The sequence below is a fragment of the Streptomyces sp. NPDC096013 genome (assembly GCF_044763565.1).
Taxonomy (GTDB): Bacteria; Actinomycetota; Actinomycetes; order Streptomycetales; family Streptomycetaceae; genus Streptomyces.
Map to the genome: position 1 here is coordinate 16,855 of NZ_JBIWGK010000018.1, position 14,739 is coordinate 31,593.

Sequence of the window (14,739 nt, forward strand, 5' to 3'; positions counted from 1 at the left end):
AGGACGCCATACATTTGCGCTGTGTGAGCGGGTGATCACATTTCGCGCAATTCCTCGGAGGGACGCGGCACCATCGGCGACCCCCGGCCGTTGTCCCTTTGAAGCAGATTTGAAGGAGTGGGCGGTCGGCGTCCCCGGCAGGCTCCCGGCGTGGCGGGGTCCTCGCATACGATGGCCGTTGCTCAGTCATGTCATTGGAAACCGACCGTCCCAGGCCCGACCGGCAAGGAGACCAACCCCCGTGTCCGTCCTCTCGAAGATCATGCGTGCAGGCGAAGGCAAGATCCTGCGCAAGCTGCACCGCATCGCGGACCAGGTCAACTCCATCGAAGAGGACTTCGTCGACCTCTCCGACGCCGAGCTGAAGGCCCTCACCGAGGAGTACAAGCAGCGCTACGCCGATGGTGAGACCCTGGACGACCTGCTCCCCGAGGCGTTCGCCACCGTGCGCGAGGCCGCCAAGCGCGTCCTCGGCCAGCGTCACTACGACGTGCAGATGATGGGCGGCGCGGCCCTGCACCTCGGCTATGTCGCCGAGATGAAGACCGGCGAGGGCAAGACCCTGGTCGGCACCCTGCCCGCGTATCTGAACGCCCTCTCCGGAGACGGCGTCCACCTCATCACGGTCAACGACTACCTGGCCGAGCGCGACTCCGAGATGATGGGGCGCGTCCACAAGTTCCTGGGCCTCGAGGTCGGCTGCATCCTCGCCAACATGACCCCGGCCCAGCGCCGCGAGCAGTACGCGTGCGACATCACGTACGGCACGAACAACGAGTTCGGCTTCGACTACCTGCGCGACAACATGGCGTGGTCGCAGGACGAACTGGTGCAGCGCGGCCACAACTTCGCGATCGTCGACGAGGTCGACTCGATCCTCATCGACGAGGCCCGTACGCCGCTGATCATCTCCGGCCCGGCCGACCAGGCCACCAAGTGGTACGGCGACTTCGCCAAGCTGGTCACCCGCCTGAAGCAGGGCGAGGCGGGCAACCCGCTCAAGGGCATGGAGGAGACGGGCGACTACGACGTCGACGAGAAGAAGCGCACGGTCGCCATCCACGAGGCCGGTGTCACCAAGGTCGAGGACTGGCTGGGCATCGACAACCTCTACGAGTCGGTGAACACCCCGCTGGTGGGCTACCTGAACAACGCCATCAAGGCGAAGGAGCTCTTCAAGAAGGACAAGGACTACGTCGTCATCGACGGCGAGGTCATGATCGTCGACGAGCACACCGGCCGTATCCTCGCGGGCCGCCGCTACAACGAGGGCATGCACCAGGCGATCGAGGCGAAGGAAGGGGTGGACATCAAGGACGAGAACCAGACCCTCGCCACGATCACCCTTCAGAACTTCTTCCGCCTCTACAGCAAGCTCTCCGGCATGACCGGTACGGCGATGACCGAGGCCGCCGAGTTCCACCAGATCTACAAGCTCGGCGTCGTCCCGATCCCGACCAACCGGCCGATGGTCCGCAAGGACCAGTCCGACCTGATCTACCGCACCGAGGTCGCGAAGTTCGAGGCGGTCGTCGACGACATCGCCGAGAAGCACGAGAAGGGCCAGCCGATCCTCGTCGGTACGACGTCGGTCGAGAAGTCCGAGTACCTCTCGCAGCAGCTCGCCAAGCGCGGCATCCAGCACGAGGTGCTGAACGCCAAGCAGCACGACCGTGAGGCGCCGATCATCGCCCAGGCCGGCCGCAAGGGCGCCGTCACCGTCGCCACCAACATGGCCGGCCGCGGTACGGACATCAAGCTCGGCGGCAACCCCGACGACCTCGCCGAGGCGGAGCTGCGCCAGCGCGGCCTCGACCCCGAGGAGCACATCGAGGAGTGGGCCCAGGCCCTGCCCGCCGCCCTGGAGAACGCCGAGCAGGCTGTCAAGGACGAGTTCGAAGAGGTCAAGGACCTCGGCGGTCTCTACGTCCTCGGCACCGAGCGCCACGAGTCGCGCCGTATCGACAACCAGCTGCGCGGTCGCTCCGGCCGACAGGGCGACCCGGGCGAGTCCCGCTTCTACCTCTCCCTCGGCGACGACCTGATGCGCCTGTTCAAGGCCCAGATGGTCGAGCGCGTGATGTCGATGGCGAACGTCCCGGACGACGTGCCGATCGAGAACAAGATGGTCACGCGCGCGATCGCGTCCGCCCAGTCGCAGGTCGAGCAGCAGAACTTCGAGACCCGTAAGAACGTCCTCAAGTACGACGAGGTCCTCAACCGCCAGCGTGAGGTCATCTACGGCGAGCGCCGCCGCGTCCTGGAGGGCGAGGACCTCCAGGACCAGGTCGTGCACTTCATGGACGACACGATCGACGCGTACATCACCGCGGAGACCGCCGAGGGCTTCCCGGAGGACTGGGACCTCGACCGTCTGTGGGGCGCGTTCAAGCAGCTCTACCCGGTGAAGGTCACCGTGGAGGAGCTGGAGGAGGCAGCCGGGGACCGGGCCGGTCTGACCGCCGAGTTCATCTCCGAGTCCATCAAGGACGACATCCACGAGCAGTACTCGGGGCGTGAGGAGCAGCTCGGCTCCGAGATCATGCGTGAGCTGGAGCGGCGGGTCGTGCTGTCGGTCCTGGACCGCAAGTGGCGCGAGCACCTCTACGAGATGGACTACCTCCAGGAGGGCATCGGCCTGCGCGCGATGGCCCAGAAGGACCCCCTGGTCGAGTACCAGCGCGAGGGCTTCGACATGTTCACCGCCATGATGGACGGCATCAAGGAGGAGTCCGTCGGCTACCTGTTCAACCTGGAGGTCCAGGTCGAGCAGCAGGTCGAGGAAGTCCTCGTGGAGGACGACAAGCCGTCCCTCGACAAGGAGGACACGGTTCCCGCGCAGGCGAGCGGCCGTCCCGAGATCCGCGCCAAGGGCCTCGACGCCCCGCAGCGGCCGGACCGGCTGCACTTCTCGGCGCCGACCGTGGACGGCGAGGGCGGCATCGTCGAGGGCGACTTCACCAGCGACGACGAGCCGGTGCGCTCCGAGGCTGACGGCCTCACGCGCGCGGAGCGCCGCAAGCAGGGTCGCCGGGGCAGCCGCCGCAAGAAGTGACGGTCGCTCCGCTCGGGCGGGCGGTGAGTCGTGATGGGCGGTCCCCTTCGCGAGGGCGCGGTCGGTGACGGGCGGGCCCACGTGAGGGGCTGAGCCTGTCGGGCCGCGTTCCGCGACGAGGCAGTGTGAGAAGAGGCAGTGTGAAGGGCCGGGCATCGTGAGGATGCCCGGCCCTTCGGCTTGGGTGCCGGAGGGCGTGGTCGGCCGTCGTTCGAGTACGGTCGGCCGCCGTTCGAGTACCAAGGGCTTGTCGGCAGTTGTCGGCAGGCCCTTTGGCGTGCGGCCCGGAGGTGTGGTCAGTCGTCGTCCCGGTGTGGGGCGCGGGGGCCGCCCAGTTCCACCGCCGTGCAGCGCCAGCGGAGGTCCGCGCCCTGTTCCAGCCGGAAGGCCATGGCGCGTACCTGGTCACCGGCGCCGATGCGGGCGAAGGCCTCCACGGCGCCGGGGCGGGCGACGTAGTAGCCGATGTCCCGGACCACCGGGCGGACGCCGCGACCGGCACGCAGGGGGCCGTGTTCGGCGAGGCGGATCAGCTCGTCGTAGGCGGGGCCGGCGGTGTGCCGGAGCATCCAGTGCACGGGCCGCTGACCGCTCAGTACGGCGAGGAGGCGGTCGGCGAAGACATCGGTGGGGCGGGGCTGGGGGACGCGGGGGCGGGCGGCGGCCTGGGCTTCCCGCACGGTCCGGGCGGGCAGGGTGTGGGGTTCGGCGTGACGTGAGGTGCGGGGTGTGCCCAGGTCTGCCGTCTGCGCGGGAGCCGTCCGCGCAGGAGCCGTCTGCGTCGGAGCCGTAGAGACCGCGTCCCGGCCCGGGCCACCCGCGGGAGTGCCCGGCCCCATGGCCGGAGTGCCCGTGCCGGCCCGCCTCCCCGCCACCGTGGTGTCAGGCCTCGCCGCCACCGGTGTCGTACGGGACGTGCCCCCGCCCTGGCCGCGCGGTGTGCCCGTGCCGGGGCGGCGGGGGTCTCGGCGGGTCGGGGGGCGGGTCGGGGTGTGCTGGGCGGTCCTGGTCATGACCTTGTGCATGGGGGTCCCCGTTGGATCGGCCCGGGATGTACCGGGAAGTAACTTTCTGGTTGGGGATCTTGTACGGGGCCCCGGGCAGGGCTGGCAAGGACGTGGCGGAGCGGGTCGGAGAGGCCGGGGCGTTCACTTATCCAGGTGATTCACCGGCCTGCGAGCCCATCACCACAGGGGTGCCCAGGGTGAATTTCCGGCGTGAGGTGGACGGTTCCGAGGGGGTGGGTGGGGACTCGATGGGGGACACGCGCACGTATCCTGAAGGCCCTCCCGGAGGCGCGGCACCGTCCGCGGAACGGTCCTCCTTGAGGCACTTCGACTACGAAAGCGGCCAGCCATGCGCGTCTACGTCCCCCTGACCCTCCCCGGTCTCGCCGAGGCGTACAAGACGGGTGAGCTGGGGACGGGACCCTTCGTCGCCTACGCCGTGACGCCCGCGCTGCGCGAGTGGTACCTCTCCGACGACATCGAGGAGCTGGAGTACGCGGCGCTCAACCGGGCCGCGCTCGCCTCGCTGCGGCTGCTCGCGGTCAACCCCGACGCGCCCCGGCGCCGGGTCGTGGTCGCCGTCGACGTACCCGACGGCACCGCGCACGGCGACCCCGACCGCGGACTCGACCCGGCGGCGCTCGGCGAGGTGCGGGTGACCGGAACCGTGGCGCTGGCCAAGGCGGCGGCCGTGCACGTGGATCTCGACGACGCGGAGGGTGATGTGAGCGCCGCAGCCGACGCGCTCGCGGCGGCCGATCACGGCGACGACGACGCGCAGTTCGTCGTGGACGGGGCCGAGGACCACGAGCTGCTCTGGTACGCGACGCAGGAGATCCCGAACCTCGTCGGGTCGGCCGACTGATCCTGCCTCGCGCCGGTATGGCGACTGAGTCTGCCTCGCGCCGGTATGGCGACTGAGCCTGCTCCGCGCCGGTATGCCGACTGAGCCTGCCCGCGCCGGTAGCCGACTGAGCTTGCTCCGCGCCGGTATGCCGACTGAGCCTGCCCGCGCCGGTAGCCGACTCAGCCTGTCCCGCGCCGGTATGCGGAGCCCTGTCCCGCGCCGGTATGCCGAGCCCTGTCCCGCGCCGGTATGCCGAGCCTGTCCGGCGACGGTATGCGGAGCCTGTCCCACGCCGGTATAGGGCCGTTGACCTGGGATTCTCTTGATTGTCAGTGGCGGCGGGTACGTTTTTGGCATGGGGATGCATGGAAGCGCGCACATCGTCTGGGACTGGAACGGCACGCTGTTCCACGACAATGACGCGATCATCGGGGCGACGAACGCGGCATTCGCCGAGCTGGGGCTGACGCCGATCACGATGGAGGAGTACCGGACGCTGTACTGCGTGCCGGTGCCCAAGTTCTACGAGCGGCTGCTGGGGCGGCTGCCCACCGACGCCGAGTGGGAGGTCATGGACGGCACCTTCCACCGGTACTACACGGAGCACCGCGTCGTCTGCGGGCTCACCGAGGGCGCGGCGGACCTGCTCGCGGGGTGGAGCACCGCGGGTCGCAGCCAGTCGATCCTCAGTATGTACGGCCATGAGGAACTCGTCCCGCTGGTAAGGGAGTTCGGGATCGAGCCGCACTTCATACGGGTCGACGGGCGCACCGGGCCCTCCGGCGGCAGCAAGGCCGAGCACATGGTGCGGCACCTCGGCGCGCTGACCGGCGTGGACCCCGCGCGCACCGTCGTCATCGGGGACGCGGCCGACGACGCGGTGGCCGCCCTGCACGTGGGGGCGCGGGCCGTGCTCTACACCGGCGGTTCGCACAGCCGGGCCAGCCTCGAGGTCGTGGGCGTACCGGTGGTGGACTCGCTGGCGGAGGCCGTCGCGGAGGCGGAGCGACTGGCGGCGTGACGCACGGCTCCGGCAGGCATGACGTACGGCTCCGACAGGCGTGACGTACGGCTCCGGCAGGCGTGACGTACGGCTGACGAGGGGCAGCGGCGCCGGAAGGACACCGGCTCACGACGAGCCGTGCTCACCAGGCACCGCGCGCTCCCGTCACGCCACCCGAGCCGTCCGTCTCACGTGACCGGCGCCTTCGCCCGCAGCACCGTGAGGAACTCCCGCATCCAGCTGGAGTGATCCGGCCACGCGCGAGCGGAGACCAGCGTCCCGTCGACGACCGTCTCGGTGTCCTGGAAGGTCGCGCCGGCGGACTGCATGTCGAGTTCGAGCGCCGGGTACGCCGTGACGCGCCGGCCGCGCAGGCCGTCGATCGCGGCGGTGAGCAGGGGGCCGTGGCAGATCTGGGCCACGGGCTTGTCCGTGTCGAAGAAGGACTTGAGGATCTTGCGGAGTTCGGGATCGTTGCGGAGGTACTCGGGTGCCCGTCCACCGGGGATGACGAGGGCCGCGTACTGGCCGGGATCGACCTCGGAGAAGGCGAGATCGGCGGGCCAGGTGTAGCCGGGCTTCTCGGTGTACGTGTCGAAGCCGGGTTCGAAGTCGTGGACGACGAACCGGAGCTTCTTGCGCTCGGGGGCCGCGATATGGACCTCGTAGCCCTCCTCGCGCAGGCGCTGGTAGGGGTAGAGGACCTCCAGCGACTCCGCCGCGTCGCCGGTGACGATGAGGATCTTCGCTGTCATGTCGGTGCGCTCCTCGATGGCCGTGGCTGCGAGGCCGTGGTCGTGACACGCGTCCGCGTCGGGCGTCCGCGCCGGCCGTCATGGGCAACGTGCCGCGCCCCGGCGTGCTTGCCAAGGGGCCGCGCCGCGCGGACACCGTCACCGTCCCGACTGCCCGTGAATACGACGATTTCACGTCCTGCGCCCCTGTGCACAACGTCAAAGTTCCACCCTCTCTTTTGTACACAACCGGCTCATGACGAGCCCCCGGTGAGGAGCGATAGCCTTGTGGCGTGATCAGCGCGATATTTCGCGGGGGCGTCGTCGTCCCTGCTCCGCGCCCGGCGACCACGGAATACATCCGTGACCGGGCGGCGGTCGCTGGTCCTCCCAGGGCCTGTCCGATGGCAGGCCCGCGCGGGCGGGACGGAGCTCCAAACGCTCCCAGGACGCCGTGCACACCCCGGGTATGGGCTCGACAGAGAGCAGCGTCACACCCGACGGGCGTGCCGAAAATGGCTGATAACCCACCGCTCATCTCACCTTGCGGCATAGCGTCTGAGCAGACCGGAGAACCCGGGCCGTGGCGTCGAGCCGCAGGGGAAGAGACCGTACTTCCTTCTACGTCACGCAACGGCGCGCGACAGGAGCCAGAGGACAATGCAGACCAAGCTGGACGAAGCAAAGGCCGAGTTGCTCGAGAGGGCTGCTCGGGTAGCTGAGAACAGCCCGGTCGGGGGGCACCTACCCACCGGGAAGACGGACGAGAGCGCTCCGGACCAGGAGACCGTGCTCGCGTTCCTCCAGCGCTACTACCTGCACACCGCCCCCGAGGACCTCGCCGACCGCGACCCGGTCGACGTCTTCGGCGCCGCCTTCTCCCACTACCGGCTGGCCGAGACCCGACCCCAGGGCACGGCGAACGTACGGGTCCACACCCCGACGGTCGAGGAGAACGGCTGGACGTGCAGCCACACCGTCGTCGAGGTCGTCACCGACGACATGCCCTTCCTCGTGGACTCGGTGACCAACGAGCTGACCCGCCAGGGCCGCGGCATCCACGTCGTCATCCACCCGCAGGTCGTCGTCCGCCGCGACCTCACCGGCAAGCTCATCGAGGTGCTCACCACCCCGCCCGCCGACGAGCTGCCGCACGACGCGCACACCGAGTCCTGGATCCACGTCCAGATCGACCGCGAGACCGACCGCGCCGACCTGAAGCAGATCACCGCCGACCTGCTGCGCGTCCTGTCCGACGTCCGCGAGGCCGTCGAGGACTGGGAGAAGATGCGGGACTCGGCGCTGCGCATGGCCGACGAGCTGCCCACCGAGCCGACCGCCTCCGACCTGCCCTCCAGCGACGTCGAGGAGGCCCGTCAGCTGCTGCGCTGGCTGGCCGCCGACCACTTCACCTTCCTCGGCTACCGCGAGTACCAGCTGCGCGAGGACGACTCGCTGGCCGCCGTCCCCGGCACCGGTCTCGGCATCCTGCGCTCCGACCCGCAGCACGGCGGCGAGGACAGCCACCCGGTGAGCCCGTCCTTCGAGCGCCTCCCGGCCGACGCCCGGGCCAAGGCCCGCGAGCACAAGCTCCTCGTCCTGACGAAGGCCAACAGCCGCTCCACGGTGCACCGTCCGTCGTACCTCGACTACGTGGGCGTGAAGAAGTTCGACGAGAACGGCGACGTCGTCGGCGAGCGCCGCTTCCTTGGCCTGTTCTCGTCCGCCGCCTACACCGAGTCCGTCCGCCGGGTTCCCGTGATCCGGCGCACGGTCGACGAGGTGCTCGAAGGCGCCGGCTTCTCGCCCAACAGCCACGACGGCCGCGACCTGCTCCAGATCCTGGAGACGTACCCGCGCGACGAGCTGTTCCAGACCCCGGTCGACGAACTCCGCTCCATCGTCACCTCGGTGCTCTACCTCCAGGAGCGCCGCCGGCTGCGCCTGTACCTGCGCCAGGACGAGTACGGCCGCTACTACTCGGCCCTCGTCTACCTCCCGCGCGACCGCTACACCACGGGCGTACGGCTGCGGATCATCGACATCCTCAAGGAAGAGCTCGACGGCATCAGCGTCGACTTCACCGCCTGGAACACCGAGTCGATCCTCTCCCGGCTGCACTTCGTGGTCCGCGTCCCGCAGGGCACCGAGCTGCCGGAGCTGTCCGACGCCGACAAGGACCGCATCGAGGCCCGCCTGGTCGAGGCGGCCCGCTCCTGGGCCGACGGTTTCGGCGAGGCGCTGAACGCCGAGTGCGGCGAGGAGCGCGCGGCCGAACTCGTGCGCCGCTACGGCAACGCCTTCCCCGAGGGCTACAAGGCGGACCACTCCCCGCGCGCCGCCGTCGCCGACCTGGTCCACCTCGAAGCGCTCACCGAGGAGCAGGGCTTCGCGCTCAGCCTCTACGAGCCGGTGGGCGCCGCCCCCGACGAGCGCCGCTTCAAGATCTACCGCAAGGGTGCCTCGGTCTCCCTCTCCGCCGTGCTGCCGGTCCTCAGCCGCCTCGGCGTCGAGGTCGTCGACGAGCGGCCGTACGAACTGCGCTGCTCGGACCGTACGACGGCGTGGATCTACGACTTCGGGCTGCGCATGCCCAAGTCGCAGCACGGCAACGGGGACCACCTCGGCGACGACGGACGCGAGCGGTTCCAGGAGGCGTTCGCCGCCACCTGGACCGGACAGGCCGAGAACGACGGCTTCAACGCGCTGGTGCTCAGCGCCGGGATCGACTGGCGCCAGGCGATGGTGCTGCGGGCGTACGCGAAGTACCTGCGGCAGGCCGGTTCGACCTTCAGCCAGGACTACATGGAGGACACCCTCCGCAACAACGTCCACACCACCCGGCTGCTCGTCTCCCTGTTCGAGGCGCGGATGTCGCCGGACCGGCAGCGCGCCGGGCGCGAGATCGTCGACGCCCTCCTCGAAGAGGTCGACGCGGCGCTCGACCAGGTGGCGAGCCTGGACGAGGACCGCATCCTGCGCTCCTTCCTGACCGTCATCAAGGCGACCCTGCGCACCAACTTCTTCCAGGAGGCACGCGGCGGGCACGCGCACGCGTACGTCTCGATGAAGTTCGACCCGCAGGCCATCCCGGACCTGCCCGCGCCGCGCCCGGCGTACGAGATCTGGGTGTACTCGCCGCGCGTCGAGGGCGTGCACCTCAGGTTCGGCAAGGTCGCGCGCGGCGGGCTGCGCTGGTCGGACCGGCGCGAGGACTTCCGTACGGAGATCCTCGGCCTGGTCAAGGCGCAGATGGTGAAGAACACCGTCATCGTGCCGGTCGGCGCCAAGGGCGGCTTCGTCGCCAAGCAGCTGCCCGACCCGAGCGTGGACCGGGACGCGTGGCTCGCCGAGGGCATCGCCAGCTACAAGATGTTCATCTCGGCCCTGCTCGACATCACCGACAACCTGGTGGCCGGCGAGGTCGTCCCCCCGGCGGACGTCGTCCGGCACGACGAGGACGACACCTACCTGGTGGTCGCCGCAGACAAGGGCACCGCGACGTTCTCGGACATCGCCAACGGGGTCGCCGAGAGCTACAACTTCTGGCTGGGCGACGCCTTCGCCTCCGGCGGCTCGGCCGGCTACGACCACAAGAAGATGGGCATCACCGCGCGCGGTGCCTGGGAGTCCGTCAAGCGGCACTTCCGGGAGCTGGGCGTCGACACCCAGAGCGAGGACTTCACGGTCGTCGGTGTCGGTGACATGTCCGGTGACGTGTTCGGCAACGGCATGCTCCTGAGCGAGCACATCCGCCTGGTCGCCGCCTTCGACCACCGGCACATCTTCCTGGACCCGACCCCGGACGCGGCCGTCTCGTACGCCGAGCGCCGCCGCATGTTCGAGCTGCCGCGCTCCAGCTGGGCCGACTACAACACCGACCTGCTGTCGGCCGGTGGTGGCGTCTTCCCCCGTACGGCCAAGGCGATCCCCGTCAACGCGCACGTCCGCGAGGCCCTCGGCATCGAGGAGAAGGTCGCCAAGATGACGCCGGCCGACCTCATGAGGGCGATCCTCAAGTCGCGGGTCGACCTCCTGTGGAACGGCGGCATCGGGACGTACGTCAAGGCCAGTACCGAGTCCCACGCGGACGTGGGCGACAAGGCCAACGACGCGATCCGCGTCGACGGCGCCGACCTGCGCGTCAAGGTCGTCGGCGAGGGCGGCAACCTGGGCCTGACCCAGCTCGGCCGGATCGAGTTCGCCCAGCAGGGCGGCAAGATCAACACGGACGCGATCGACAACAGCGCGGGCGTGGACACCTCCGACCACGAGGTGAACATCAAGATCCTGCTCAACGGCCTGGTCACCGACGGCGACATGACCGTCAAGCAGCGCAACAAGATCCTCGCCGAGATGACCGACGAGGTCGGCGCGCTCGTCCTGCGCAACAACTACGCGCAGAACACCGCGATCGCCAACGCGCTCGCCCAGTCCAAGGACATGCTCCACGCCCAGCAGCGCTTCATGCGCACCCTGGTCCGCGAGGGCCACCTCGACCGGGCCCTGGAGTTCCTGCCCAGCGACCGCCAGATCCGCGAACGGCTCGCCCAGGGACAGGGTCTGACCGGGCCCGAGACGGCCGTCCTCCTGGCGTACACGAAGATCACGGTCTCGGACGAGCTGCTGCACACCACGCTGCCCGACGACCCGTACCTGCGCACCCTGCTGCACGCCTACTTCCCGAGCGCGCTGCGCGAGAAGTTCGCCGAGCAGATCGACACCCACGCGCTGCGCCGCGAGATCGTCACCACGGTCCTGGTCAACGACACGGTCAACACCGGCGGTACGAGCTTCCTGCACCGCCTCCGGGAGGAGACCGGGGCGTCCCTGGAGGAGATCGTCAGGGCGCAGACCGCGGCCCGCGCGATCTTCCACGCCGCCGAGGTGTGGGACGGCGTGGAGGCGCTCGACAACACCGTCGAGGCGCCCGTCCAGACCCGCATCCGGCTGCACTCGCGCCGCCTGTGCGAGCGCGGCACCCGCTGGCTGCTCAACAACCGGCCGCAGCCGCTCCAGCTCGCCGAGACCGTCGAGTTCTTCGGCGAGCGCGTCGAGCAGGTCTGGTCCCAGCTCCCCAAGCTGCTGCGCGGCGCGGACCTGGAGTGGTACCAGGAGATCTACGACGAGCTGACCGGCGCCGGTGTCCCGGCCGAACTCGCCACGCGCGTGGCCGGGTTCTCGTCCGCCTTCCCGGCGCTCGACATCGTCTCGGTGGCCGACCGCACCGGCAAGGACCCGATGGACGTCGCCGAGGTCTACTACGACCTCGCCGACCGCCTCCACATCACCCAGCTCATGGACCGCATCATCGAGCTGCCCCGCGCGGACCGCTGGCAGTCCATGGCCCGCGCCTCCATCCGCGAGGACCTGTACGCGGCCCACGCGGCCCTGACCGCCGACATCCTCGCGGTGGGCAACGGCACCTCGACCCCCGAACAGCGCTTCATCACCTGGCAGGAGAAGAACGCGGCGATCCTGGGCCGGGCCCGCACGACCCTGGACGAGATCCAGGGCTCGGAGACCTTCGACCTCGCCAACCTGTCGGTGGCGATGCGCACCATGCGCACCCTGCTGAGGACGCACTCGTAGTACCTGGGTCGTAGCCGCCACGACCCTTCTCAGGAAGTCGCCGCGGCGCTACGACGAGTAGGTCGCCACGACGATCAGGGCGCCCCGGGCCGGACGGCTCGGGGCGCCCTTTTCACGGAGTGCCTTAGGCGTAATCGAAGGCGATTCGAGAGGAGCGCTTACTCAGCCCGGCTAAGCCTGATCATGTGACTTTGAACCTTGACGAGGAACGCGTGACCGAGCCCGTCCGCCCGGTGCGTGACGTCGTCCTGGAAGTCGTGAAGTTCGGGATCGTCGGCGGCAGCGGCGTGCTCGTCAACTTCGCGGTCTTCAACGCCCTGCTGCACGGCCTGCACTGGCCCGCGATGCTCGCGACCGTCCTGGCCAGCTGCATCGCGATGGGCGCCAACTACCTCGGCTTCCGCTATTACACCTACCGCGACCGCGACGCCCCCGGCGCCCGCCGGATCGCCCTGTTCTTCGTCTTCAGCGGCATCGGCGTCCTCATGGAGAGCGGCCTCTTCTACGTCGGCTACCACGGACTGGGCCTCCACGGTCCGCTCGAGGCGAATGTCGTGAAGGCCCTGTCGATCGTGCTCGCGTCAGCGTTCCGCTTCCTGGTCTACCGCACGTGGGTGTTCCGGGACGAGGACTGCTGACGGCCGTCCCGCGCCCTCAGGCGACCTTGCCGGCCGCCGGGGCGGGAGCCGCGGCCTTGGGCTTGTCGGCGCCGCCGGTGAAGGCCTCGTACGCCTCCAGCACGTCCTCCGTCGGCCCGTCCATCCGCAGCTCGCCGCGCTCCAGCCACAGCACGCGGTCGCAGGTGTCGCGGATCGACTTGTTGTTGTGGCTGACCAGGAACACCGTGCCCGCGTGCTGGCGCAGCTCGCGGATGCGCTCCTCCGAACGCCGCTGGAACGACCGGTCGCCCGTCGCGAGCGCCTCGTCGATCAGGAGGACGTCGTGGTCCTTGGCGGCGGCGATGGAGAACCGCAGCCGGGCGCCCATGCCGGAGGAGTACGTCCGCATGGGGAGGGTGATGAAGTCGCCCTTCTCGTTGATCCCGGAGAAGTCGACGATGCCCTGGTAGCGCTCCCTGACCTGCTCGCGGGACATGCCCATGGCGAGGCCGCCGAGGTACACGTTGCGTTCGCCGGTCAGGTCGCCCATGAGGGCCGCGTTGACGCCGAGGAGGGAGGGCTGGCCGTGGGTGTAGATACGGCCGTTCTCGACCGGGAGCAGGCCCGCGACGGCCTTGAGCAGGGTGGACTTGCCGGAACCGTTGGTGCCGATCAGCCCGATCGCCTCGCCCTTGTAGGCGACGAACGACACCTTTTTGACGGCGTGCACCTTGCGGACGCCCGCCGCCTTCTCGGCCTTCTCGCGGCGCATCATGCGGTTCAGGGCGGCGGTCGCGGAGCCGCGTCCGGCGCCGGTCCCGTTGACCCGGTAGACGATGTCCACGCCGTCGCAGACGACGGTGGGGACGGTGCTGTCGGCGGCCACGCGGGTCCGCTCGGTGTGGTACTCGACGGTCTGCTCAGCCACGGCCGTACGTCTCCTCAGCCTTCCAGAAGTAGATGAAGCCGCCGACTCCGGCGATCAGCGCCCAGGCGGTCGCCGCCGGCCACACGTGCGGGGGGAGCTGGCTGGAGTGGAAGCTGTCGATCAGCGAGTAGCGCATCAGGTCGATGTAGACGGCCGCCGGGTTGGTCTCCAGGGCCAGCGTCACGATGTGCGGCAGGTGGTCCTTGCTGGTCAGCTTGTCGATGCTCCACATGACGCCGGAGACGTACATCCAGGTGCGCAGCACGAACGGCATCAGCTGCGCGATGTCCGGCGTCTTCGCGCCCATCCGGGCCATGATCATCGAGACGCCCGCGTTGAACGTGAACTGAAGGAACAGCACCGGGACCGCCAGCAGCCAGGAGAAGCTGATCGGCACACCGAAGCAGAGCAGGATCACGATCAGGGCGGCCATCGAGAACAGCAGCTGCTGGAGCTGCTGGAGCGCGAACGAGATCGGCAGCGCGGCCCGCGGGAAGTGCAGCGCCCTGACCAGGCCGAGGTTTCCGGAGATCGCCCGGGTGCCCGCCATGATCGAGCTCTGGGTGAACGTCCAGATGAACACGCCCGTCACCAGGAACGGGATGTAGTCCGGGACACCGCGCTTGGTGCCCAGCAGGATGCCGAAGATGAAGTAGTACACCGCCGCGTTCAACAGCGGCGTCATCACCTGCCAGATCTGACCCAGCTTCGCCTGGCTGTACTGCGCGGTCAGCTTGGCGGTGGCGAACGCGGTGATGAAGTGGCGGCGCTCCCACAGCTGCCGCACGTACTCGGTCAGCGAGGGGCGGGCGCCACTGACCGTGAGGCCGTGGCGTGCGGCGAGCGCCGCGAGGTCGTCTTCGTCGGCCGGAGCCGGCGAATGGGGCGGTGTGTGGAGGACCTGGCTCACATCCGCTGCTTTCGCTCGGGGGGAGGGGGTGCGCGTCCGGCTGCCGTGTTCCGTTGCCCGGCGT

At 69.4% G+C, this 14,739-nt stretch carries 9 protein-coding genes; 5 read left to right on the forward strand and 4 right to left on the reverse strand.

Features of this window, described 5'->3' with window-relative positions:
* The first annotated feature begins 241 nt into the window (after positions 1-241).
* Entirely contained in the window at positions 242-3,055 is a 2,814-nt protein-coding gene (secA, locus tag ACIRB1_RS39245) for a preprotein translocase subunit SecA (protein WP_352185336.1), read from the forward strand.
* 296 nt (positions 3,056-3,351) lie between these two features.
* On the opposite strand, the gene ACIRB1_RS39250 is transcribed toward secA, so the two are convergent.
* Positions 3,352-4,080 carry an Rv3235 family protein gene (locus ACIRB1_RS39250; RefSeq protein WP_403468888.1) on the reverse strand — a complete coding sequence of 243 codons (729 nt, stop codon included), beginning with the start codon at positions 4,078-4,080 and terminating at the stop codon, positions 3,352-3,354.
* Positions 4,081-4,411: 331 nt separating this feature from the next.
* On the opposite strand from ACIRB1_RS39250, the gene ACIRB1_RS39255 reads away from it, so the two are divergent.
* Both ACIRB1_RS39255 and ACIRB1_RS39260 read left to right on the forward strand, forming a co-directional pair.
* The gene (locus ACIRB1_RS39255) at positions 4,412-4,927 is read left to right on the forward strand and encodes a DUF6912 family protein (RefSeq protein ID WP_403468889.1); all 516 of its coding nucleotides are present in this window, start codon (positions 4,412-4,414) and stop codon (positions 4,925-4,927) included.
* A gap of 337 nt (positions 4,928-5,264) precedes the next feature.
* Complete coding sequence (locus ACIRB1_RS39260) at positions 5,265-5,930, forward strand: HAD hydrolase-like protein (RefSeq protein WP_352185339.1); 666 nt, start codon at positions 5,265-5,267, stop codon at positions 5,928-5,930.
* Between the two features lie 170 nt (positions 5,931-6,100).
* On the opposite strand, the gene ACIRB1_RS39265 is transcribed toward ACIRB1_RS39260, so the two are convergent.
* Entirely contained in the window at positions 6,101-6,667 is a 567-nt protein-coding gene (locus ACIRB1_RS39265; protein WP_403468890.1) for a DJ-1/PfpI family protein, read from the reverse strand.
* Positions 6,668-7,306: 639 nt separating this feature from the next.
* Between ACIRB1_RS39265 and ACIRB1_RS39270 the strand changes: the two genes are divergently transcribed.
* Both ACIRB1_RS39270 and ACIRB1_RS39275 read left to right on the forward strand, forming a co-directional pair.
* Complete coding sequence (locus ACIRB1_RS39270) at positions 7,307-12,238, forward strand: NAD-glutamate dehydrogenase (RefSeq protein WP_403468891.1); 4,932 nt, start codon at positions 7,307-7,309, stop codon at positions 12,236-12,238.
* Positions 12,239-12,423: 185 nt separating this feature from the next.
* The gene (locus ACIRB1_RS39275) at positions 12,424-12,876 is read left to right on the forward strand and encodes a GtrA family protein (protein ID WP_403468892.1); all 453 of its coding nucleotides are present in this window, start codon (positions 12,424-12,426) and stop codon (positions 12,874-12,876) included.
* A gap of 16 nt (positions 12,877-12,892) precedes the next feature.
* On the opposite strand, the gene ACIRB1_RS39280 is transcribed toward ACIRB1_RS39275, so the two are convergent.
* Positions 12,893-13,765, reverse strand: coding sequence for an ABC transporter ATP-binding protein (locus tag ACIRB1_RS39280; RefSeq protein ID WP_352185343.1), 873 nt, complete (start codon positions 13,763-13,765; stop codon positions 12,893-12,895).
* Complete coding sequence (locus ACIRB1_RS39285) at positions 13,758-14,675, reverse strand: ABC transporter permease (protein ID WP_352185344.1); 918 nt, start codon at positions 14,673-14,675, stop codon at positions 13,758-13,760. The genes ACIRB1_RS39280 and ACIRB1_RS39285 overlap by 8 nt, the downstream gene beginning before the upstream one ends.
* Between the last annotated feature and the right edge of the window lie 64 nt (positions 14,676-14,739).

Coding starts and splice junctions, on each gene's coding strand:
- ACIRB1_RS39270 (WP_403468891.1), top strand. CDS start 7,307: ATGCAGACCAAGCTGGACGAAGCAAAGGCCGAGTTGCTCGAGAGGGCT.
- ACIRB1_RS39250 (WP_403468888.1), bottom strand. CDS start 4,080: ATGCACAAGGTCATGACCAGGACCGCCCAGCACACCCCGACCCGCCCC.
- ACIRB1_RS39255 (WP_403468889.1), top strand. CDS start 4,412: ATGCGCGTCTACGTCCCCCTGACCCTCCCCGGTCTCGCCGAGGCGTAC.
- ACIRB1_RS39260 (WP_352185339.1), top strand. CDS start 5,265: ATGGGGATGCATGGAAGCGCGCACATCGTCTGGGACTGGAACGGCACG.
- ACIRB1_RS39265 (WP_403468890.1), bottom strand. CDS start 6,667: ATGACAGCGAAGATCCTCATCGTCACCGGCGACGCGGCGGAGTCGCTG.